The 25,669-nt window shown below is 45.6% G+C and carries 4 protein-coding genes; 1 reads left to right on the top strand and 3 read right to left on the bottom strand.

Translation table 11 applies throughout. The annotated features are described in order from the left end of the window. Position 1: 1 nt before the first annotated feature. The 3 genes from polA to ACHKAR_RS09975 form a co-directional block, all read right to left on the bottom strand. Entirely contained in the window at positions 2-2,761 is a 2,760-nt protein-coding gene (gene polA / locus ACHKAR_RS09985) for a DNA polymerase I (protein ID WP_395417310.1), read from the bottom strand. A gap of 144 nt (positions 2,762-2,905) precedes the next feature. After that, a complete protein-coding gene (locus ACHKAR_RS09980; protein ID WP_395417309.1) occupies positions 2,906-4,270 on the bottom strand; it encodes a sensor histidine kinase in 1,365 nt (454 codons plus the stop codon). 69 nt (positions 4,271-4,339) lie between these two features. Beyond that, positions 4,340-7,513 carry a CHAT domain-containing protein gene (locus ACHKAR_RS09975; RefSeq protein WP_395417308.1) on the bottom strand — a complete coding sequence of 1,058 codons (3,174 nt, stop codon included), beginning with the start codon at positions 7,511-7,513 and terminating at the stop codon, positions 4,340-4,342. A gap of 270 nt (positions 7,514-7,783) precedes the next feature. Here ACHKAR_RS09975 and ACHKAR_RS09970 point away from each other — a divergent pair. After that, positions 7,784-25,669 (top strand): LamG-like jellyroll fold domain-containing protein (locus tag ACHKAR_RS09970; RefSeq protein ID WP_395417307.1); only part of this gene is annotated, 17,886 nt, incomplete at its 3' end.

Here is a 25,669-nt window from a genome sequence, read left to right as displayed (position 1 = left end):
ATTAATGTGCCTCCAGCCAGTTATTGCCTCTGCCAAGACCTATTTCCATAGGAACTTCCAGCTGGATGGCAGTTTTCATAAACTCATCTACTTTGGTAGTGAGTAGGTCAATTTCACTTTTGTGGACGTCAAATACCAGTTCATCATGCACCTGCATGATCATTTTGGATTTGAGTTTTTCTTTTTTCATCCAGTTGTGCACATTGATCATGGCCACTTTGATCATATCTGCCGCACTGCCCTGAATGGGCGCGTTGATGGCATTGCGTTCTGCAAAGCCTCTCATCGTGAAATTTTTGGTGTTGATATTTCTCAAATATCGCCTTCTGCCCAGGATGGTTTCTACATATTCCTGCTTGCGCGCCTTTTCGATGACATCATCCATATAGGCTTTTACTTTAGGGAATTCCGTGAAGTAGGCTTCTATGATCTCTCCGGCTTCTGATCTGGAGATATTCAGGTTTTGTGACAGACCAAATGCCGAAATGCCATAGATGATTCCAAAGTTAACTTCTTTGGCTTTTCGGCGCATGCTCGACTCCACCTGATCCAAAGGCACTTTGAATACCTTGCTGGCAGTATTAGCATGGATATCCACACCTTCTTTGAACGCCTGGGTCATACTCTCATCACCAGAGAAGGAGGCCATGATGCGCAACTCTATCTGGGAGTAATCTGCGGAGAGTATTTCATACTCTTCACTTCTGGGGATAAATGCCCTTCTGATTTCCCTGCCCTTTGCGGTCCGGATAGGAATGTTTTGCAGGTTGGGGTTGTTGGAGCTCAGTCGCCCGGTGGCAGCGATGGTCTGACGGTAGTCCGTATGTACCCTCCCGTCAATTTTGCTCACCATTTTTGGGAGCGCATCCACATAGGTGGATTTCAACTTTTGGTATTCCCTGAACTCCAGAATTTTGGAAGCAATTTCGTGTTCGTTGGCCAGCCGCGAAAGAATGTCTTCGCCAGTGGCGTATTGTCCGGTCTTTGTTTTTTTCGGGTCGTCTATGAGCTTCAGTTTGTCAAAGAGAATCTCACCAAGCTGTTTGGGAGATCCGATATTAAACTCCTGACCGGCGATTTCGAAGATTTCAGTTTGGGCCCTGAGGCTCTCCTGCTCCAGCTCTTTGGACATTGCCGCCAGGGCTTGTTCATCGATTTTCACTCCTTCGTATTCCATGTCGGCCAGCACATAAGACAGGGGTTCTTCTACCTCATGCAGGAGTTTGCCCAGGTTAAACTCCTTGATTTCGGGTTCCAGTTTTTCTTTCAGCTGAAAGGTGATGTCTGCATCCTCACAGGCATAGTCCTTCACCAGGTTGATGTCTATGTCACGAATGTTTTTTTCTTTCTTGCCTTTACCTACCAGCTCGGAAAACGATATGGGTGTGTAGTTGAGGTAATTCTCAGCCAAGACGTCCATGTTGTGGGCCGTCTCCGGATCTATCAGGTAGTGGGCGAGCATAGTATCGAAAATAGCTCCTTTCAGCATGACGCCATAGTTGCGAAGGATCTGCATGTCGTACTTCAGGTTCTGCCCTATTTTGGTGGTTTTCTCATTTTCAAAAAGCACCTTGAATTCCTCCACAATCGCTTGTGCCGCCTTTTGATCTTCTGGAATCGTCACATAATAGGCCTCCCCTTTTTTGAAGCAAAACGAAATGCCGACAAGCTCTGCTTCGATGGACTCCAGGCTGGTAGTTTCTGTGTCAAAACAAAAAGCATCAAGCTTACTTAGTTGTGACAACAGTGATTTTCTGTCTTCGACACTATCCACCAGCTGGTAGGATACTTTTTTCTCCTCAAAATTTTCTTTGCTGGAAGCAGGAGGCGCGCTCATGGCACCTCCAAAAAGGCCGAGCTGCCCGGACTCTTTCTCGGCAGTAGTGTCTCCAAATACCCGCTTGGCAATGGTGCGGAATTCAAGTTCCTCGAAAAGCGGCTTCAAGGCTTCCGGATTAGGGTCTGAAAGCACCAGGCCTTCCTCATCAAACTCAATGGGGGAGTCAATATTAATAGTGGCCAGCTTTTTGGAAAAAATGCCCTGCTCACCGTGTGTTTCTATTTTGGTCTTGAGTGCGCCTTTGAGCTGATCCACATTAGCTACAATATTTTCTACGCTTCCAAACTCCCGCAAAAGTTTGGAGGCAGTTTTATCTCCGATACCAGGTACACCCGGTATATTGTCCACAGAATCTCCCTTGAGGCCCAATACATCGCGGACCTGATCCACATTGTCTATGTCAAATTTTTGCAATACCTCGGGGATACCCAGCACGTCTACGGCATTGCCCATATAGGCTGGTTTGTATAGGAAGATGTGATCCTCTACCAGCTGCGCAAAGTCTTTATCGGGGGTCATCATATACACCTCAAAGTTTTCGCGAGCGGCTTTTTTGGCCAGTGTGCCTATGAGATCGTCTGCTTCGAATCCGTCCAGTTCCAGAATGGGGATGTTGAAGCCGGCGATGATTTTTTTGCAATAAGGGATGGCCACACCAATTTCCTCCGGCTGAGATTGGCGAGTGGCTTTGTATTCGGCGAATTCTATATGACGAAAGGTGGGGGCATGGGTATCAAACGCAACAGCAATATGACTTGGTTTTTCCTTGGTGATGATCTCCAGGAGGGAATTGGTAAAGCCCAAAATGGCCCCGGTATCAACGCCTTTGGAGTTGACAATGGGGTTTTTACTAAGGGCAAAGTGAGCGCGATAAATGAGCGCCATGGCATCCAGTAGGAACAGTTTTTTCTTTTCACTCATGCGAGTAAAGGTAGTTCAACCGTCACTGAAATGAAATGTGTTTTCTACCGGCGGGCTGTTATAAAATCAACCATACGCTTGAAGTTATTAGTGGGGAGATTCTAAAACATAAGGGCCACCTGCGAGTCAGGTAATAATTTTTGTTCAGGATTCCTGAAAAGAAGGGAAAGAAACCTTGAAGCAGGTGCCGGGATCGAGTGCGGAGTACTCGATTTTACCGCCATGTTTTTTGATAATGCCATGGGAGATATATAAACCCAGCCCGGTGCCTTTGCCTTCCTCTTTGGTGGTGAAGAAGGGCTCAAAGATTTTGGAAAGATTGGCTGACGGAATCCCCGAGCCATTGTCTTTTATATTCACAATGCTCTGATCGTTTTCCCAGTAAACCTCCACGATGATTTTCCCCTTCTTACAATCCTGAACTGCGTCAATGGCATTCTTGAGCAGGTTCAATAGGACCTGATTGATCTCAGTAGGATTGCCCAGGATCACCAGTTTTTCGTTGCGGGCAATCCAGAAGTGGATCTCAGGGTGAGCATTTTGTAACAAAACACAAGTACGTCCAACGAGTTCGTTGAGGGAAATTTTTGCCACCTGATTTTCAACGGCCTTGGGTGAGATTTTGAGCAAATTATCGATTACGTCCGATGCGCGCTGTGATCCCTCGATGATGTTGAAGAGTAAGTTGTGGATTTCGGTAAAGGTCTGTTGGGTCTGTGCCAGCTGCCTGTAGGTCATGGCTTGTTTGATGTCTTCAAGGTCCTGGATGATGGGTTGTACATTTCCGCCGATGTAGTTCAGTGGGTTGTTCAGCTCATGGGCCAGGCCGGCAGTAAGCCGCCCGATGGAAGCCATTTTCTCAGACTCAATCAGACGGTCCCTGGTTTGACCGAGCTCATTGATGTATTGTTCCTTCTGGCTAATGGTTTCTACCAGTTTTTCGTTTAGTGCCTGCAATCTGATGTTTTGCTTCACCGCTTTGCGTCGCTCCTTATCAAACTCGGACTTGACCATATAGGTAATGATCAAAATGGCCATGGAGAAGATAATGTAATTAATGGGGAACACTGATTTGTCTATGGTACTGTCAATCCAGTTGGTTTGTAGCTGTACGATGACCAGTGTGATGATAAAGGCTGCCGAGAAAAGAAAGAAAAATATTTTTTTACGGGCAGGAGAAATGACAATAGCGACCAACCCCACAGAAATACCGGCGGTGGCCGTGGTACCATAAAAGCCCCCCAGCCGGTACCAAAAGAAGACCGAAGCGGCAAAAAGAAACCCGATTAGAGGGATGCGAAGAAGGTTGAAATATCCTTTGTATTTGGAAAGCAGATAAAAGAGGAGTCCGATCAGCGCCACAACGAGATCCATCAATGCCAGAGCGGTCCATCCAAAATTGAGCAATGCCCGGCTCATCAGGTAAGTCATGATGACAAACTGAATCAGACAGATATACTCGAAAAGGCGCTTTTCGAGCGCATTGGACTTAGGAAGATGGTCTAGCAAGGTTGAACGGTATTTCCCGGTCAGAAAGAAAAACAAAAAAACCGGACTAAGCCGGTTTTTGTTTAAAAATTAAATTCCTACCATCACGAAGGCCCCCCAATAATAGGGAGACTTCCATTTGGCCTTGAGCCTTTTCTGAGCAATGATGAATGCTTCTTGTTTGGTTTTTCCTCCAAGCCACTCTTCGTAAAAGATGGTCATGAGTTCCTGTGTAGCATCATCATCCACTGTCCACATAGACATGATGATGGCATCTGCACCGGCTACCTGGAAGGCTCGCTGAAGACCGTATACCCCTTCACCATTTTTGATTTCTCCAAGACCAGTTTCGCAGGCCGAAAGCACGACCAATTCGGTTTGATCAAGGTTGAGGTTCATGGCCTCAAAGGCAGTAAGAATTCCATCTTCATGATGATACACTTCGTCTGAAATTTTACCTTCACTGATATAACTATTGGCCCCAGCCAGGATCAGCCCGGACCGAAGCAGCGGGTTTTGTACGTATTTGTCCTGACCCTCCATTTCTTCCTCTTCACTTTCCAGGAAGAATCCGTGTGTGGCAATGTGAAGGGTGCGAGGGCTCTTCATGTTTTTAATGCTGTCTTCCAGGGCATCATTGCTGAGATAGGTGGTTACACTGGCGTTTTTCAGTTGATACAGGCTATCGATCAGGTTGACCTCCTTTTTAGTACCTGGCAGCAAGGCCAGCATCTGGTTGGAGCGCATGTATCTGAGCATATTACCTCTGATTCCTCTGGGTAGAGACCCGCCCCTACTCAGGGAGGCAATGTCTGTATCGTCTGCACCCCGGCTTCCTCTTACGCCCCGGCTCATTCCACGTCCTTCGCTGGCCGCATCCACAATACCTTTAGCTGTAGACCCACCCTCTTCCTTTTTACTGTCGAGCACACCCATGTTGTAGTTGGGGTAGCCAAACAAGTAGGATTTATTCTCGGAATTAGGGCTAGCATTTAGCGCTACGAGATCCTTGGTGTTGGTCACCAGCTGAATTTCTAATTCATCCAGTGTGAAATTACCAGTGGCGGGGTTTCGAAGGGTGTAAATACTGATTTGATTGAATACTCCGTCCGGAGAAAAATACACTTTTTTGATCCCTTCCAGCTTATTGGCTATTGGTCTCCAAAACAGTTTGTAAGAAAAGTCTTCGTCTATCTTATACTTGATGGCGTTGCGGTAATTGGAGAGGTATTTGGTCTCCATGAGCTTACCATTTCTCATCAGCACCATTTCCGGATAGTCCTTGGTTTGGTCGGTGATGATCAGTGCTGCATAATACACCTCGTCGGTAAACACTCCGGCAGAATCTGGTGTGAAATCTCTAAATCGGATGACTTCAACGGCTGCTTCGCCAGGTTTTAGTTTGGTTTGGATGTCTTTCCAGGTGAGGTTACGACTGGCCACCGTCTGCGCAAAAACAGAAGAGGCTTTGCTGAGCTCTTTTTCCAACGCATTGGAAGAAGCATTCAAAGAGTCAATCTTCTGATTACGGACGTTGGCCGGAATCTCGGAGGCACTAAAGAGTTTGGCCAGCTGCTCTTTTTGCTCAATCCACGTTTCGTATTTGCTGATAAGTGCCGGGTCATTGCTATTGACGATGGCATCTTTCACCTTGTTGGTCGCATAAAGGATCAAACCTTTGGTGGCGAGCTGGTAGTTATACATCTCGCTGATCAGCTCTTTTTCTTCTCGGCTGGTCTCTACGATGAATGAGTTGTACTGCTCAAAGGCGGGTTTCAGGTTGTTGTAATAAAACTTTGACTTCTCGTCTTCACTCAGGATGGGGAAGATCATGTTGATCTGGTCAAAGTAGTTTTTGAAGGTTTCTTTGTAAAACCCAAGGGCCACATCCAATTTGTTTTTGTTCCAGTTGAGGATGGCCATTTTGTTGGTGCTTTTGGCATAGTCTGAGTGACCGGTTCCCACACCTTTTTTTCTCAACTCCAACGCTTGAGCATGGTATTTTTCAGCCAATGGGATATTGCCATCCGTGAAGTAAGCATCACCCAGGTTATAGTAGGCAAATGAAATCTGATACAAGTTGTCTCCCGCGGCCTTTTCCACAAGGTCAATTGCCTTAAGGCCATTTTCTTTGGCTTTGTCCAGTTGGCGTGTCTGAGTATAGAGATAAGTCAGGTTTTGCAATACCCGGGCATAGTAGAGATTCTCCTGTCCCATATCCGCTTTGAAAACATCCGCGGCGATCATGAAGTACTTCTCAGCCTTGGCATATTTTTGCGCATACATGTAGTTGGAAGCAAGGTTATAGGCTTCCATGCCATATACAAAAGACTCGGTTCCGTAAAATTCTTCGTCGGCAGTGAGGTTTTCCAGGTAAATCTCTTCAGCCTCGTCGTAGTTGCCCAGAAGCTGGAGAATGAGCGCGAGGTTGCCTTTGAGTGCCAGCTCATAGTCTGAGTAATCTCCCTGTAGTCTGTCCATGATAGAGAGGGCTTCCTGATAGACTTCTTCTGCTACGGGGATTTTGCCGATGATGGTGTAGAGCCCTCCCATACTGTTGAGGACGGAGACGTATTCTACGGAGGCGTAAAGCCCATTTTCCCTTAAGATTTCCAATGATTCGAGCAGGGCTTTTTCGCTTTTTCGATTAGCACCTGACATCTGATAGAAATCACCCGTAAACTTCAAAAGCATGGCTTCTTCAAAGCTTTTTCGGTCTACATTCTTTTTCAGGTCTTTGATGAGGTCCAGGCCTTTGTTGAATTCTTCTGTAAACACATAGTGATCCAAAAGTGAGGTGGCAGAGATGAAATAGTCTTCACTTTTCACTCCGGAGGCGGCTTCTTCCAGCTGGAGGAGCTCCAGGTAAAGACTTTCTGTCTTACCATAAAAGCCAAGCTCATCCTGGATGTAACCCAAATTAAAAATAAGGTTCTTGATGTCGCCACCTTCTTTACCGAGGGCAGATCGCAACTCATATTCTTTCTGGTAGAACCCTAAACTCTTGTTCAGGTCATTTTCCCAATAAAGATAAGCCTCTCCCAGAAAGCCGTTCATCAGGGCCCCAAGGGTATCCTGTTTGCTCAGAAAGAGCTCTTTGATTTGGCCTTCGTTTTTTAAAATTCCCTCATAGTCACCCTCAGCATAATACTGCTCGAGTTTTTCGTAGAGTTTTTCAGCCTTCTTATTTTCAAACTGATACTGTGCTAGGGCAGACCCGAAAGAGGTCAGCACCAATAAAGCGAAAATGTATAATCGAGTCATGGCGGAATTAAATTTTTTTTATAAGAAATATAAAATAACTAATATTTTTTGAAGCAAACAAATATTGACACATCAGTAAAAATAAATAATAGGAACGGTTTTGAGGAGGAAATATTTTTATCCCAGTCAAGACCATGTTGATCGAAAGTTATTAGCTATTCCGCATAGATGAGGTATCCTTTGGTAGTTATTTGACTATGTAGACTGTGATTGACGGGAGGTTTTTCCGAGGAAAGGGTTATTTTTCCGTTTTTCACCCAACGCCGCGCCATGATGACCACACGCTCAATTGCCCATAGATCTGGAGCAATCTCCTTCAGATTGATTTTCCCATTGGCTTTTTTCAATGTTTTCGGACGGAGCAAAAACTTTCAAGCCAGCAGTAGGCTATACCCAACTGCTTTAAGAGCACTCGCTCTGGTTTTTTTCTTCTCCGTTTCATTTTTGGGTTTTGGTCAGAACTATTCCCTCAACTATTCAGGAGACGAAACAGTCTTTACGGATGGAAATGTTCCTGATTCTGTGGTTGCATCAAATGCCAGGACAATCGAGTTTTGGATCAAACCAGCCCTCGATAACGCTAGCTATAAATATATTTTTAATATTGGGCCCACTTCAGCGACCAACTTCTTTGCTGTTTATTATCGAAACGGCAATGTGATTTTTAATAATTATCAAACGGATATAACCATAGGTGCCGTGGCAACTTCCACATGGCATCACGTTGCAATTGTTTTTGATGGGGCATCAACAATTTCTACTTATTTAGATGGAGTAGCTGGTGGGTCAGGCGGAGCAGCAATCAACACCACTCAGACAGTACTGAGTATTGGGGCGCTGAACTACAATGGAACAGCCGAACAATGGTTCATTGGTCAGATTGATGAATTTAGGATATGGGATGTAGCCAGAGATATCACTGCGATCAACGCTACAAAAGACGTTTCATTAGTTGGGGATGAAAGCAATCTGGTGGCTTACTATGATTTTAATGATGGTACTGGATCGAGCTCTCTAACAGACCTGGCAGGCGGTAACAATGTGACCACAATTTCTGGGATCAACACCAGTACCGACTGGATGACAGGCGCACCGATTGATCTTAGTATTATTTATTGGTCAGAAAGCGCCGGGGGTTTAATCAAAGAATTTGATGGTAATAGTTCTTCAACACTGTTGTCTGCACTCACTAGTCCTAGCGGAGTAGCTTTTGGAGCCGGTACTATTTATTGGTCTGAATTAACAAGCATAAAGAAAAATGATGGAGCCACTAGTACACTTGTAACCGGGCTGGGAAGTGCACGAGATATTGGTTTGGATCTTGGCGCTAATAAAATATATTGGACTGATTTTTCTAATGGAAATGTTGGTAGGTCAAACCTGGATGGATCTGGCGTTGAAAATATCCTAACGAGTCAGACAAGTCCGTTTGGATTAGACATAGATCTCACTAACGGAAAAATATACTTTGTAGAATTAGGGACAAGCGTAAAAAGAGCCAACCTTGACGGTAGTGGTTTGGAGACTTTAGTGACCGGAGCAAATGCCAACGATGTAAGAGATGTGGCCGTTAGTCCAGCGACTAATAAAATGTTTTGGAGTTCCGGGTCTGATACCAGAATCCGACAATCTGCTCTTGATGGCACTTCACAGGTAGATTTTATCACTGGAATAGCCTCTCCCTACGGACTCGCAGTTGATGAAGAATATGGAAAAATTTACTGGTCTCAGGGAGGAACAAGCATTCATAGTGCCAATTTGGATGGTTCGGGTCAGATGACTTATGTAAGTGGCCTATCTAGCAATTCTTGGATCAGTTTGGCAAGCCCTAATGTGCCGGATGTGACCGCTCCGACTCCATCAATTTCAAGTACTACAACGGAAATAACCGGATTGAGCACTTTTGAAATCACCATTGATTTTGGAGAGACCGTCCAAAATTTTGAGTTGGGAGACATTTCTGTTGGGATGGGTACCGCATCCAACCTGCAAACAAGTGACAGCATTTCATTCACAGCTGACATTACACCTGCTACAGCATTAGGTGTAAAAGTGGAGATAATCGAAGGTGTTTTGACGGATTTAGCGTCAAATGCAAACAATACTTCCAATCAACTGATTGTGCCCTTTACTGTTAACACGGTTTCTGTAGTGGGCCTACCTGGTGGAACGGAGTATTTAACTTTCCAGCAGAACCTTAACGCCTGGGAAGTTGTGTTGGAAGCGTCCAATGGAAATAATTTCGCTTTTAGGATCAATGATGATGCAGCCTTGGATTTTGGAGATGATCCTGGGTATGACGGTGTCCCCGATTTAGGGGGCCAAAACCTGTATCTCGGAGCAGATGGGCTCTACGTATTAAATCTTGGTGATTCTCTGGCCTGGTATGGAGCGACACTGATCAATTCTCTTGGAATGATAGGAGATGCGCTTCCGGAGGGATATGGAGGGCCAGATACAGACATGACCTATCAGGGTTCAGGGGTTTATAACCTGAGCAGCATTGATCTATTGACTGGCACATGGACGGTTCGTGCAAATAACGATAACTCAAGAAATTGGGGAGATATTGGACCAAATGGTGTTTTGGATCAGCAAGGGCCGGCAATAGCAGCTACGGCTGGTGTATATAATGTGACTGTTGACCTTATCACCCGTACGTATTCCGTTACGGCACCACCCAATTACGTCCTCTCCTTTGATGGGGCCAATGACAGGGTTGAACTCACCCGCACTCAGGTGACAGGAGGGTTGACCTATGAAGCCTGGGTTAAACCGGCTGCTTCAGTGGGGGTTTCTGGGTATGATGGGAGCTCTGGGATGACCATTATTGGAGATATGAACAATGATGTGGGTTTCAGTTTTGGACTCACAAATAGCCAACTAGAAATGCATCATTTCAACGGGTCATGGCAAAGCGTCATTGGATCGACCACATTAGCAACCGATGGCACCTGGTATCATGTGGCGCTCACCCACGATCAGTCTTCGGGTGATGTCGTGCTTTATCTGAATGGAGCTGTGGAACAAACAGGTAACATCCCCTGGAATGCCAATGCTACCTATCATAGTTTTAACCGGATTGGTTCCAGTCATTCGACAGGAGGTATTGAAGGAGATTTCTTTCAGGGAGAAATTGACGAAGTGAGGATTTGGGATGACGTAAGAACTGCCACTGAGATTTCTGCTAATTATTTGAATGAAGTAACCGGCTCTGAACCTAATTTAATTTCCTACTATGATTTTTCAGACGGTTCCGGACCAACCCTCACTGACAAGTCAATCACCGGGAACGATGGTATTATTTCCGGGGCTGTTTGGAATACAACTGGTCCTCCTTTGGGGCCACCGATTTTAGATATGACAGCTCCATTTTTCACCAACTCCACACCAACCATAACAGGTGTAGACGACAATGACGCCACGCTTACAGTTCGATTAAATGAAACCGGGCAGGTGCATTGGGGAGTATATACCCAGGCGAATACCCTATCGGCCGAGGATGTAAAAAATGGGATAGGTACAGGTGGAGTTATTTTCGGAGCATTGAATGTCCCTACGGCCAATTTGGATGCGGTTCAGCTTATCAATTCCTTAGCACCAAGTACAAGCTACTATCTATACATAGCGCCTGAAGATAGTTCTGGAAATTTTGGGGCGCTTATAGAAGCTCAATTTACCACAGATCCTGCTCCGGAAAATGCCATGGCATTTGATGGATCGAGTGGTTATATAGCCCTCCCATCGGGTTTTGAGTCAATCATTACCCAGAATTTCACTGTAGAGGCATGGATTAATCCAAATAGTATCGACAGATATGCAGCGATAGTGGATCATATGGAGTGGACAGGAGGTTCATTGTCGGGCTATATGCTTACCCTACATGAAACAGGGGAGCTGGTAGCCCGGGTATATACGGGGACTGATGTAGTTAACGATATCAGAACTCCTATATCCGCAGGTTCATGGCAGCATGTGGCCATGACCTATGATGGTGTACAATTGAAACTCTATTTGAATGGAAACTTAGAAGAAAGTACATCAGCCAGCGGATTAATTGATTATAGCCCTGTGCCATCAAGCCACAATATTGGCCGATTCCATGACTCCAATGAGGAATACTTTTTCAATGGGCAAATAGATGAAGTGCGAATATGGGATGTTGCCAGGACCCAGGGCCAGATACAGTCTGCCTTTTCCACCTCCCTTACTTCTGGGTCAGGGTTGATTGCCTCATATGTTTTTAACCAGTCTTCCTATACGTTACTTGATCAGACCATTAATGGACATAATGGCGGCCTTAATGGCGGAGTATCTTACGTACCCTCCACAGCCTTAAGCACTGATATTACTGGGCCTGTTCTTAACAATCTTGCTTTTGCCAATATTGGCAGCACAAATGTTGATCTGCTATTTGAGTCAGATGAAGAGGCGGATCTTTATTACGTCTTTACCCAATCAGCCACACCGCCATCGGCACAGCAGATCATTGACGGGGAGAACGAATTGGGCGCTACCGCAACGGATCACGCCGGTACTTTCGAGTCGGCGAGTGCCGGGAGTCATGATTTTGGGATTGGTGATAACCCGGCGAGTCTGCCAGAACTTATCCCGAATACTCAATACTATGCATACATCGTAGCTGAAGATTCTTCCGGAAACCGTTCTGCTATTTTGACAGGAGATTTTACAACGAATCCCCTGCCTGTTGACCTGACTTTTACAACACTTAGCGTTGCAGGAACCACTTTGGAGCAAGGATCATCGGATAATTTGATCTATAAAGTACAAATGGATGTTTCTGCCGGTACGGCCACAATGATCGGGATGTTTTTCAGCCCGACAGGAACCTACATACCATCAGATATTACCCAGTTTAATTATTATCACTCCATTGGTGTGGATGATTTTGAAAACGCCGTTCACTTGCTGTCCAGAGGTTTTTTCAGTGGAGAGGCACCTGCACCTGATGGTGCATTGGGCCTTTTCTTCGACAGTGTCTATACGGATACTACCGTATACTGGTACGTTACAGTAGACATCTCAGCCACTGCCACTGGGGGCAATACACTCGGTATAGCAGCACCTTCTGTGGGCGGCAATTTTGGAATCAACGAATCCAGCAATAAAATAGATGGTGGGTTAGCTGCCTCTGGTACCTATACGATTACTACCCCACCTGAGAATGCGCTCCATTTCGATGGCTCGGATGATTATATTGATGGGGGTGATTTGTCAAGCCAAATGACAAGTACTGGTAATTTTACCATTGAAGCCTGGGTCAAGTCTTCAACCGGAGGCAATATGAATATTGTACATTTTGGAGGAAATGCCGGAGGAGACACAAACATTAGTCTTAAATCAAGCACTGGGAGCGTTTTCACCATTAACTCATCAGGTCACCCGGGCCCAATTGCCGGTTCACCCTCTACGAATGATGGAATATGGCATCATGTAGCAGCTGTATATGATGGCACAGATCTCACACTATATGTTGATGGTGTACCAGAAACACCCGATAACACTTTCGATTTTGACATTGATTACAGTATTTTCCATATTGGAAATAACTCTGCTCTAAATACTCCTTGGAATGGTGAAATAGATGATGTTAGAATCTGGAATGTGGCTCGCTCAGCCACAGATATCCTTGGAAACTTAACGACTAAGATTTCATCTGCACCAGGTCTTGTGGCCTCTTACGATTTCAATCTGGATGCCGGTACCGCGCTTACGGATCTGACGGGAAACGGTCATGACGGAACGCTTACCAACTTTGATTTTCTCGGGACTTCATCCGATTGGATAGCATCTACAGTACCTTCATGTGCACCCAATGGCAAATTCATTGGAGCAACGGATAGTAACTGGAATGATCCCAGCAACTGGTGTGGAGGTGTAGTACCTGCAGCCAACAACGTGTCAGAGAACATTGTGGTCTCCATTAATTCTGACATCACTGAAAATCAAGATTTAGTGCTGAATGCGAACGATTTTCAGGTAGCTTCAGGTGCAAGTCTGGTGCTCAATTTGAATAGTAATTCAGTACAACTGACGAACAATGCCACCTTCACTAACAATGGAACAGTAAGTGTTTCGAATGGTACAGGAGTCAATGCCACGGCCGGTTCATTTATAAACAATGGGGTATTTTTCTTCGAAGCAGGCACGCAACTGGCATCTCCTACAGGAACATTTGTTAACAATGGCATCCTGAAAGGCTTTTTTACGGTGACCAATGATTTCACCAACCCAGTAGCTGGCACAGTAGCCCCGGGAGCTTCTCCCGGTTGCGCGAACTTTGTGTCTGATTTCACCAATGCCGGTACCCTGGAAGTGGAGATAGACGGTACCAATCCCTGCTCACAATATGATCAAATCACAGTGGGCGGCACCGCCAATTTGGCTGGTACGCTTAATGTGACCCTTGGCTTCACGCCGATTAGTGGAAACGAATTTGTGATTATTGATGCCGCTGCCATTTCCGGCACCTTTACCACGGTGAACTTACCGGATGCCAACTGGTCAATTGCCTATGATTTTCCGGGAACTGGTCAGGTAAGTCTTACCTATATAGACCCTTCTGAAATGATTGGATCCACCGGACCTGGTGGTGTGGGTTCTACTGATGGCACTTCACCATTGCAGCTTTGGGTAAAGGCAGATGCTGGCACAAACACCACTGTAGATGCCGGAGCCATTACCACCTGGAGTGACCAATCAGGTTATGGACGAACCATGACAAATGGTACCTCTCCCACTTATCAAGGAAATGTGATCAATGGGCAGCCAGTGGTCCGCTTCAGTTACGGTCAGTATGTGGAAGCACTCGGGTTTACGGATAACTTTACTTCTTCAGGGTTTACTGTGTTTACGGTGGCTCAATGGACTGGGACTGGGACTCAAGGTTATATTGGGTTCAAGAGTCAGACTGGTGCTGGTTTTAATGGAGGAACCACGTTCTTTCTTGATGATTCGAATGGATCGCCCACTGATTTGAGGATTTCTTCCCCATCAAGTGGAGTACTCGGGAACAATCAGTGGTCAGCAGATAATCGGTCTCCCAGGTTACTCTCTTTTACCAGGTCTACCTCCTTGCTGAACGGATATGACGGGGGTACCAATGTAGTCAGTAATGTGAATGAAGGAGCTATATATGACGGTACTCAGCCTTGGATGATCGGCCGATACAACAACGACAACCTCCTCTATTTTACAGGAGATGTTGCAGAATTCATATTATTTGAAGGCGTACTAAATACGGCCTCACGAACTGTGGTGGAGAATCACCTTTCTGCCAAGTATGACATTGCACATACAGTGGATTTGTATGCCGGAGACACTGGCCCCAATGGTGATTTTGATTTTGATGTCATCGGGATCGGAAAGGAAGCTGATGGATCGGATCCCGAAGGAAGTGCGCAAGGCCTGGCCCTAACCAACGCCGGATTCCTACAAGATAATGGAGACTATATATTCGCAGGTCATGATGGTACGGCACATGCGATTGTGCAATCAGATCTTCCCGTTGGGTATGCGAATAGGTGGGCACGAAGCTGGTATGTGGATGTGACAGACAGTACGACAATAGGTACAGGTGGCTTAGCTACACTTACGTTTGATTTTGATGAAGCAGGGTTGGGATTACCCAATGCCAATCTTGCACTGATCACCAGACCAGGGACTACTGGTAGTTACGCTGTGGCATCAACTGACTTTTTGATTGCTGGAAACAAAGTGTCTTTCACACTGGATGCATCGGCGATCATAGATGGACATACTTATACCATAGCAGATGATTTTGAGCCGAATAATGCCCTTCTATTTGACGGAGTAGCTGGAAACTATGTTCAAGGCCCTAGCTTGGCCGGCCAAATCACCAACGATTTTACCTTTGAAACATGGTTTAGGACTACAGCCAGCGATCATCGCATGATGATAGCGCTGGGTGATCACCTTGGTGGTGCCGGAGCGCAGGCACAGCTAAAAGTGAACTCTAATTCAGTACTTTTTGGAGTGAATGCTGTGTCAAGCGTCGTTTCACCATCAGCAACTTATACTGACGGGAGTTGGCACCACGCTGCGGGAGTCTATTCCGGTACGTTACTTACACTCTATCTGGATGGTGAGTTAATTGATACGACAAGCGCTGCACTCAGCATGGATTTATCGGCTTTCAAAATTGGCGACCACTCAGGAGGAAACCTGGTTTGGGATGGCGAGCTTGATAATATGCGGATTTGGAATGTCGCGCGTACACAATCTGAGATTATAGCAAATGCTTACAACACCTTGTTGTCCGATACAACCCTGGTTGTTTCCTATGATTTTAATTCATCCTCTGGGACCACTTTGTTTGACGGGACGGTCAATGGTTTGGATGGAACATTGGTAGGTACACCTCCTGCCTGGGTCAGTTCTACAGCATGGGATATCGATATATTCGCCCCAATATTCGAAGCGGGCTATCCAACAATTACCAACATCAACGAGAATGATTTTGACTTAACTGTTCAGCTCAATGAAGAGGGCACAGTTTACTATGTGGTGCTACCAGACAGTGCCACAGTGCCATCAAATGACGACATAAAAGCAGGTACGGATGGACTGGGTGGTGCCGCAGTGGTGGCTTCCAGTTTCCCTGTCAATCTTATTGGTTCTGAAGTCATCGCCAATATTACTGGCTTATCGGAAGGAACAAGTTATGATGTATACATAGTGGCCGAGGATGATGAAGGAGCGCCAAATACGCAAAAAATGGCAACGGCATTTGACATCACTACCTTAGTTTTTCCTGAAAACGCACTTTCTTTTGATGGAACCGATGATTACGTGGAAGTAGCCGCAAATGCTGCTTTTGAATTTTCTTCGGGAACCATTGAAGCTTGGATCAAACCCGCATCGAATACAGAGAACAAGGTCATCGCTGGAGTCAGAAGTTCAGACACACAAACCAGATGGAGTATTCATGTCAATGCAGGAAATGATTATTTCTTAATTTGGAATGGGTCAGGATCTGCAACAGTGCCCGTCCCAATCGAACCGGGTACCTGGTACCATGTAGCTTTCAATATCTCCGGATCCGATACAGAAGTATTTGTTAATGGAGTTTCATATGGTTTTGCCGGGATCGGAATGTCTGCTTTAACTGGAGAGCCGCTTTTGATTGGATCCCCTGGAAGTACCCAGCCATCAGAGTTCTTTGAAGGAGAAATGGATGAGTTGCGAATCTGGAATACCCACCGTACTCAATCAGAAATATTCAATAACATGAACCTTAGCCTGGCCACTGGTTCCGGTCTGGTTGCTTCTTATGATTTTAACACGGGTCTTCCTGGAGGAAACAATACAGGATTAAATACGCTGATGGATATTTCCGGAAACGGATATGATGGCACCTTAAATGCCTTTGACCTGGTGGGAGACACTTCCAACTGGGTGGCTTCCGAAGCCTTTGCTCCAATCATTTATCAGGTGTCTGCCGCTAACCTTAATAACCTCAGTGTAAACTGGCAACCAACGAACAGGGGACAAGTTTATGTAGACATTAACGACGCCTCCAATTTTGCCGGGGTCCCTTACGCAACAGGGCATCAAATTGGTAATGGTTCGAATTCAACTAGCATCGTTACCGGATTGTCCCTGTCTCCAAATACCCGTTATTTTGCACGTATCTACTATCAGGATGGCGGGTTCACGAGTCCATACTCGGACACAGTGGAGTTTATGATCAATGCGGGTAGTGCCCTGAATTTTGATGGAACTAATGATTTTGTTGTAGCAAACGAAACAGAAGGGACCTTTAGTAATTTAACTATTTCAGCATGGGTAAGACCTACAAGTTTAGCTGCAAGCCAATGGATTTACTGGAGAGGAAATACAGGGTCTCTCGATGGTGCTGAGTTATACATTACCAATACAGGTCAGCTTGTCTATGGAGAAAGTGATGGCACCTACGAGGCAGCCACAAGTGCCGGAAGTTTGCCAGTTAGTCAATGGTCTCACGTCGCAGCCACTAAAAGTGGAACCAATGTTCAACTCTATATTAACGGTGTTCCTGATGGCAATAATGCAGCTGTCTCCGGAGTTCCCCCTTCTGGTCATTTTGCAATAGGTGCAAGACATAGAACAACCACGGCTAATTATTTTGTAGGAGATATTGATGAAGTGAGCATTTGGAATATAGCACGATCACAAGCTGAAATCCAAGCCACGATCAACAACACCCTGAGTGGAAATGAAAATGGGCTGGTTGCTTACTACCGGTTTGATGAGGGAGACACTGCTGCAGTAAACACCGGTATCGGTGCACCGGAGATTATTGATCTTTCGGGAAATGGGAATGTTGGAACCATGTCTGGGTTTGCCAAAACGGGAGCCACTTCTAACTGGGTGGCATCAGGAGCATTTACTCTGGATAATAATACAGCGCCTCTGGCTCCTACGGAGGTAATTGCCTTTTCAAGTTCACTCAACAATATTACCCTCCAATGGAAAGACAACTCTTACAATGAGACCGGTTACCTCATTGAAAATGCAGATGACTATGATTTCACACTGAATGTAGACACGATCGTTGCAAATCTGGGAGTGAATGCTACCTCTTTTGTGCATTCAGCCGGAGCAGACCAGGGCTATTTTTATCGGGTTACTCCCGTTAATGGGTCTGAAACAGGAGCCAGCACTTCGGAGGTGGAGTTTGCTACAACAAAATCATTCCCTGGCTATGCGCTGAGTTTTGATGGGATAGCGGATTCTGTGGATATGGGATCTACCGGAGATCTCCAGATTTCAGGAGCGTTGACTTATGAGGTTTGGATTAAAACCACGCAGACCCAGGGGTTCATTTTTGGGAAAAGAAATGGTAATGATTTGGGAGACCTGGCGTCGAGCATTGAGCTGGATGGAACAGGGAAAGTCCAGGGTTCGATTTATGATGGAAGCGCTGGTTTTCCTGATGTGATTCAGAGTAACACTGCCGTGAATGACGGAGAATGGCACCATGTGGCTTTTGTGTTTGAGCCGGCAGTTGCCTTAAGACTTTACATTGATGGGGCGTTGGACAAAACCTTTGGGATCAGTTCTACCACTATCAATGGCGCATCTTACCCCTTCAGGGTTGGAAAGTATCCTACTTCTTCTTCTGCCTTTTTTGATGGAGAAATGGATGAGATTAGGGTGTGGAATGACGTGAGGTCGGACGCCGAAATTTCTGACAATTTATATCACGACCTGAAAGGAAATGAATCGAACCTGGTTGCATACTATCCTATGGATGAGAACTCCGGCACTAAGTTGGTCGACAGAAGTGTGAATACAAATAATGGAGATATTGGTGGAGCTGGATTCATTGTTTCTGATGTTCCGTTAGGTCCTCCGATGAATCTTTTATCTAGTACTCCATCGGTCAACGAGACCAACATAGCAAGAGGCGCCAACATTCAAATGACTTTTGACGCTAATGTAGATGCAGCAACTTTGACCGGGAATATTGTAGTGATGGGCAGTCACTCAGGGATCACAGCAGGAACATTTACTGGAGGAGGTACTTCTGTTATCACGTTTGATCCAGATGAGGACTTCCTGGCCGGTGAGTATATATCTGCCACTATTACGGAAAATGTGAGGGGACTTGATGGGGAAGTAGCTGTTCCATACAATCTGCAATTTGCCGTTGCCACTGGGCCATTTCAGGGAGCTTTTGTTGAGCAAACTACTGGTCTGGAAGGCGTGGTAGATGGTGCTGCTGCCTGGGCAGATTATGATGGTGATGGTGATTTGGATGTAGCCGTCAGTGGTTATGGTTTTGACTACACTTTTGTGATTGCCAAGATTTTCAATAATTCAGGAGGGACTTTCACAGATATTGGCGCATCTCTCACCGGTGTTTATGAGGGTAGCTTAGACTGGGGAGACTATGACAGTGATGGTGACCTTGATTTGTTCGCAACAGGGTTTAACGATGGAGGTAATCGCACGTCTATTTTATATCAGAATAATGCTGGAACATTTACTGATGTTGGAGGCCCTTTTCAAGGGGTGGCATTCTCTGAGGCTGATTGGGGAGACTTTGACAATGATGGAGATTTAGACCTCATTGTTCAGGGCCAGTATGACCCGTCCAATAATGCATCTACTATTGTGTATCGAAATGATGCTGGCACTTTTGTAAATCATACTGCAGGTCTGGTTGGTGTTTATAAGGGAGATGTGGCATGGGGAGATTATGATAATGATGGAGACTTAGACATAGTGAGCAGTGGATATACAAGTAATAATGATTCCATCAGAACAATCATCTATGAAAATGATGGCGGACTATTCACAGATATAGGCGCCGTACTAGAAGGGAAGGTTTTAGGAAGTGTCGGCTGGGGAGATTATGATAATGATGGAGATTTAGACTTAATGGTTTCTGGGTCTAACACAGACAGCACACCAATTATTTATCGGAACGATGCTGGTTCTTTTGTGGACATAGCGGCAGGCCTCTTGGAGAATTCAGAAGGAGAAATGGCATGGGGAGATTATGATGGAGACGGAGATCTTGATTTGGTGATTAATGGTTCAGGGACTACCAATGGCCCTACCACCACCCTCTATACCAATAATGCCGGAACTTTTGTGATCACGGATTTGGGCCTCAGAGATTACCTCTATTCGACGGTAGATTGGGGAGACTACGACAATGATGGAGATTTAGACTTGCTGCTAACCGGTACGGATGATTTCAATGGAGGTAGGATTGCACTATTTAGTAATGCCCTGGCTCCCCCGACGGTTCTAAACCCCACAAATGTATCTACCACAGGGTTCACACCCAATTTAATTGCCCCTTCCGGAGCGGTTGATTTGATAGTGGATGTATCTTCTGATTCGACATTTGGCTCGTTTGTGTCTCAAGGTGTGAGTGTGGGCACCTCGGGAGGTGTAGACATCACAGTAGCATTGACGGCTGGCACTGAATATTTCTATCGTGCAAAAACAGATTTTGGAGGTGGGGAGGAGAGCTCATATTATATATCCAATGGTTTCATGGTGCAACCGGGTAATGCTTTGCCATTTACTGGAAATGATTATGTAGAGGTTTTTGACAATCTTGTACTCGAGCCAACAGGGGATTTTACCATTGAGTTTTGGTTCAATACGGATGTGACCGGGAATGTAGTCTTCTTAGAAAAAGGAGTAAGTGATGCTGAATATTCGGTGCAACAGTCATCTGGAGATAAGTTGGGAATATACGTGAATGGAGGCTGGATGGAAACCAACTTGTCATACAATGACAGTACATGGCATCATGCAGCATTTGTATATAGAGGACCAGGTGATGGTACTATTTATGTGGATGGAGTCGAAGATGTTAATGCTGGTTCAGTGGCTGCGCTTGGCACACCAGTTTATTCTTTTGGAAGATTAACCATCGGAGATCGAAGGACTGGGGGCAGCTTTAATATAGAAGGTCTAATGGATGAGGTGAGAATCTGGGATGATGAAAGGACCTTCTCGGAAATCAATGATAATCGATTTTATACGCTGGTAGGTGATGAGCAGGGCTTGATTGCTTATTATCAATTTGATGAAATTGTTAACTCCACCAATCTTAGTAACCTCTCCACCAATAAATTTCTTGACGGAGAACTTAAGAATATGGATGGAATTGAGTGGATTTCATCCGGAGCATTGGGTGCGGTTGGTACGGTGGTCAGCATTACTGCAGATGAGGCGAACCCAGCTGGGAGTGCTATTGCTTCAGAATTGGACTGGAATATTCAATTTACCTCACCAGTTACGGGACTTACTCCTGCCAATTTTACACTGAATAGCTCAGGAATAGGTGGAGGGTCATTTATATCATCGGTAACTGAGGTTGATGGATTCAACTGGACGGTCACAGCGACAGTAGATACTGGGGATGGAACCATTGGTGTGGATTTCACGAATGACACAGGTCTTAATGCAACCATGACTAATGCCCCATTTGTGGGTGAGGTATATACGGTAGATAGAACTGCACCTACAACGACGCTTACAAGTTCAGAGCCCGATCCAAGTAATTCAGGGAGTTTCACAGTGGACATCACCTTTAGTGAAGGAGTCACCGGCCTGGGGCTTGGGTCTGTCAGCGTTGGTAATGGTATCGCAAGCAATTTAATTGACATAGATGGCATCAGCTATACGGTGGATATTGCGCCGAGTACTGATGGTGTGGTATCAGTGGACTTGGTCGCGGGTGCTGCGCAGGATATTGCCGGCAATGATAATTCAGCAGCAAGCACTTTCTATATCAATTATGATGCTACTAGCCCGACTCCTGTAATTTCGAGTTTGGAACCGGATCCTACCAACAGCTCACCTTTCATTGTCAATATTGATTTTAGCGAGCCTGTTACTGGCTTTGATCTTACGGATGTGAATGTGACCAATGGCGCTAAAGCGAACCTGGTGGAGACACTGAATTTTGCTTATGATTCTCAGTTTGGATCGGCAGGATCAGCGGATGGTCAGTTCAATGATCCATATGGAATTGTTGAAGATGGTTCTGGTGATATCTGGGTGGCAGATCGCCTGAACAACCGAATTCAGGAGTTTGATCCTGCTGGAAATTTCATGCAGTCAATAAGTTTTAGTGCCCCTATTGGATTGGCTGTAGATGGATCAGATAACCTTTATGTAACCAGAACGAATAACCTTGTCTATAAAATAGATCAGTCCGGGGCTGCGTTGTTGACAATCGGAACATCGGGCTCAGGAGCTGGACAGTTTGCCAATCCTTCAGATGTGGCCATAGACCACGCTACCGGAGATATTTATGTGACGGATTATAATAACGCCAAATTTCTGAAGTATAATTCAGGGGGAGACTTCCAGTGGGAGGTCGGGAGCAATGGTTCAGGAGATGGTCAATTTAACTACCCTACCGGAATTGTGGTTTCCGGATCTACCGTTTATGTAACGGATGATAATAACAATAGGGTGCAGGCATTTGATACCAGTGGTAACTTCCAGTTCGTTTTGGGAAGCCCGGGAACAGGAGATGGTCAACTACAGGGAGTTGATAAAATTGATGTGGATGGAGCTGGAAATGTCTACGTGTTGGATAGAAACAACCACCGCTTTCAGGTATTCACTTCAGGAGGTAATTATTTGAGCCAGTTTGGAAGTGGAATAGGCTCCGCTGATGGCCAGTTTAACTTCCCAAGAGGTATTTCCTTTTCCGCAAGTGGAGATGTGTTGATTTCTGACGGAGGAAACAACAGAATTCAAAGGATTAAAGGAGGTCCCTCGGGTAATTTTAGCTTCGAACTTACACCGAGTGCGGATGGATCAATTACTGTCGATGTAGGAGGAGGAGCGGCTACAGACCTGGCCGGAAACGTAAACAACTCTGCAACCCAGTTTAGTATCACGGCAGATTCTCAGGGACCTGATGTCACAATTGATCAGTCAGGTGCTCAGTCCGATCCTACCAACGGAACAATTGTCTACGATGTGATTTTCTCTGAACCGATTTCAGGGTTTACAGATGATACCAATGTGGACTTTGCTTCAAGTACGGTAGGTGGCTCATTATCTGGCTCCGTTACTGAAGTGGCTCCGTTTGATGGTACTACATATACACTCACAGTTTCGGGCATGACCGGAACTGGCGATGTAGTTGTTAACATCCAAGGGGGCGCTGCCACCGATTTGGCTGGTAATTTCAACTCAGTGAGTACCAGCACTGACAATACAGTGACCTATGATGATGTGCCGCCTGGTTTGACCATCACCACACCAATTGCATCTGATAACTACGTGAATTCTGCCGAGGCATCCTCGGTGATTATAAGTGGAACCAGTGATGCGGAAGATGGACGAACAGTGACTTTGACCATTTTTGATGGTTCTACGACCTTAAATCCAACTTCGGTAGTTAGCGGCAGTTCATGGAGCGTTCCTGTTGACTTTTCTTCTTTGGCTGATGGTAACGTAACCATCACCGCGGATGTGACAGATCTGGCGGGCAATGCAGCCACCTCGGTGAATGCGAATGTTACGCTGGACCGTACGTCCCCTGCATTGACATTGAGTAGCCCAATTTCGGGAGATGACCAAATCAATAACTCTGAGGTGTCTTCTGTGACCTTGAGTGGAACTAGCGGAGCGGAAGATGGGCAGACGGTCAATTTGACAATCTTCGATGGAAGCACCACATTGTCGCCAGGAGCAACGATGAGTGGAGGCGCTTGGAGTATCGTGGTGGACTTCAGCTCTCTTGCTGAAGGGAACGTCAGTATTACAGCCGATGTGGATGATTTGGCAGGTAATTCCGCCACATCAGCTAGTGCCAATGTCACCGTAGATCGAACGGTTCCAACACTTACTATCAATAGTCCCATCGCTGGTGATGATATCATCAATATGTCAGAAGTTTCCTCAGTGACTGTCAGTGGAACCAGTGATGCGGAAGATGGAAGGACAGTGACGTTGACCATTTTTGATGGCTCCACTACCTTAAATCCGAGTGCGGTAGTTAGTGGTAGTTCATGGAGCGTTCCCGTGGACTTTTCTTCATTGGCCGATGGAAATGTAACCATCACCGCCGATGTGTCGGACTTGGCAGGAAATCCAGCTACATCAGTGAATACCAATGTAACTTTGGATCAGACCGCTCCCTCGGTTCTTGTTTTCAGTTCCGAACCCAACCCCACGAATTCTTCGACCTTCACAATAGATGTTTCGTTTGACGAACCCGTGACGGGATTTGATATTTCAGACATCTTAGTTGTTAATGCCAGTTTGGGAAATTTTGTTGACCTTGACGGATTGAACTATACAGTGGATGTTAGCCCGGATGCTGATGGTGTGGTGACAATAGATGTGGCTGGATCAGTGGCTCAGGATGCTTCTGCTAACGACAATAGTGCAGCTACTCAGTTTACCATCACTTCAGATAGAACTGCTCCGACGGTAGTTCTGAGTACAACCGAACCTGATCCAACGAATTCAGGTATTATTCCCGTCAGTATTGCCTTTAGTGAAGGAATGAGTGGGTTTGATTTGACGGACTTGACTGTAGGCAATGGTGCGGCAAGCAACTTTGTAGACATAGATGGGACTAATTATTCGGTAGATGTATATCCTTCTTCTGATGGTTTGGTTACAGTAGACATTAGTGCAGGCTCTGCATTTGATGCTGCGTTTAATGGAAATGTTTCTGCTTCACCACTTTCTATCACTTACGACTCTAGCGCACCAACTTTGGATTTTGTGGGAATCTATTCCTCCAACTCTAACTACATCTGGGCGATGGTCGGAGATGACGTATTTGTTGATTTTACTTCTTCGGAGGACATTGAGAATGTAACCGTGTACATAGCCGGAAACTTGGCCGTTATTGATGACCTGTCTGACGCAGATGATAAAACCTGGAGCGCCTCTTATACGATGCAGTCCGGTGATACAGAGAGTTCCATTCCTTTTACGATTGATTTCCAGGACTTGTCTGGGAATGCGGGCGTTCAGGCCACTTCTACCACCGATGCCAGTGATGTAACTTTTGACAAAACAGATCCGGGGATAACAGGAAATGGCACCCATAACATTATTGAGAATACTTCAGCTATTGGGACCTATTCTTCTGGAGAAATTGTTATTTGGAGTCTTTCTGGAGATGATGCAAGTACCATGACTATAGATGGGTCGGGTAACCTGAACTTCGTTAGTCCACGTGATTTTGAGACGCCAGGAGATTTTGATGGAGATAACGTTTATGATGTTGTATTGGAGGCTACTGATGAGGCAGGCAACATCGGCACACTGGCTGTTTCAGTAACGGTAACAGATCTGGATGAAATCAACCCTGTGATCAGTGGCAATGGGACACCATCAGTACAGGAGAACACGACTTCTGTCGGAACTTATACTGCGGATGAATCAGTGACCTGGAGTTTGAGTGGCACTGACGCTTCTGCGTTCAGCATTACCTCGGGCGTGTTGACTTTCGTCAGTGCACCTGATTTTGAAAGTCCAGGGGACGGTGGATCGAACAATGTTTATGACGTGATAGTGACAGGTACCGATGGATCTGGGAATGTGGGCACGTTGGCAGTTTCGGTAACGGTGACAGACGCGGATGAGATCAATCCAGTGATCAGTGGCAATGGGACACCATCA

Source organism: Marinoscillum luteum, from assembly GCF_044005705.1.
In the GTDB taxonomy this organism is placed as follows: domain Bacteria; phylum Bacteroidota; class Bacteroidia; order Cytophagales; family Cyclobacteriaceae; genus Marinoscillum; species Marinoscillum luteum.
Note: the sequence above shows the minus strand (reverse complement) of the source record. Positions and strands in the feature narration are given on the sequence as shown.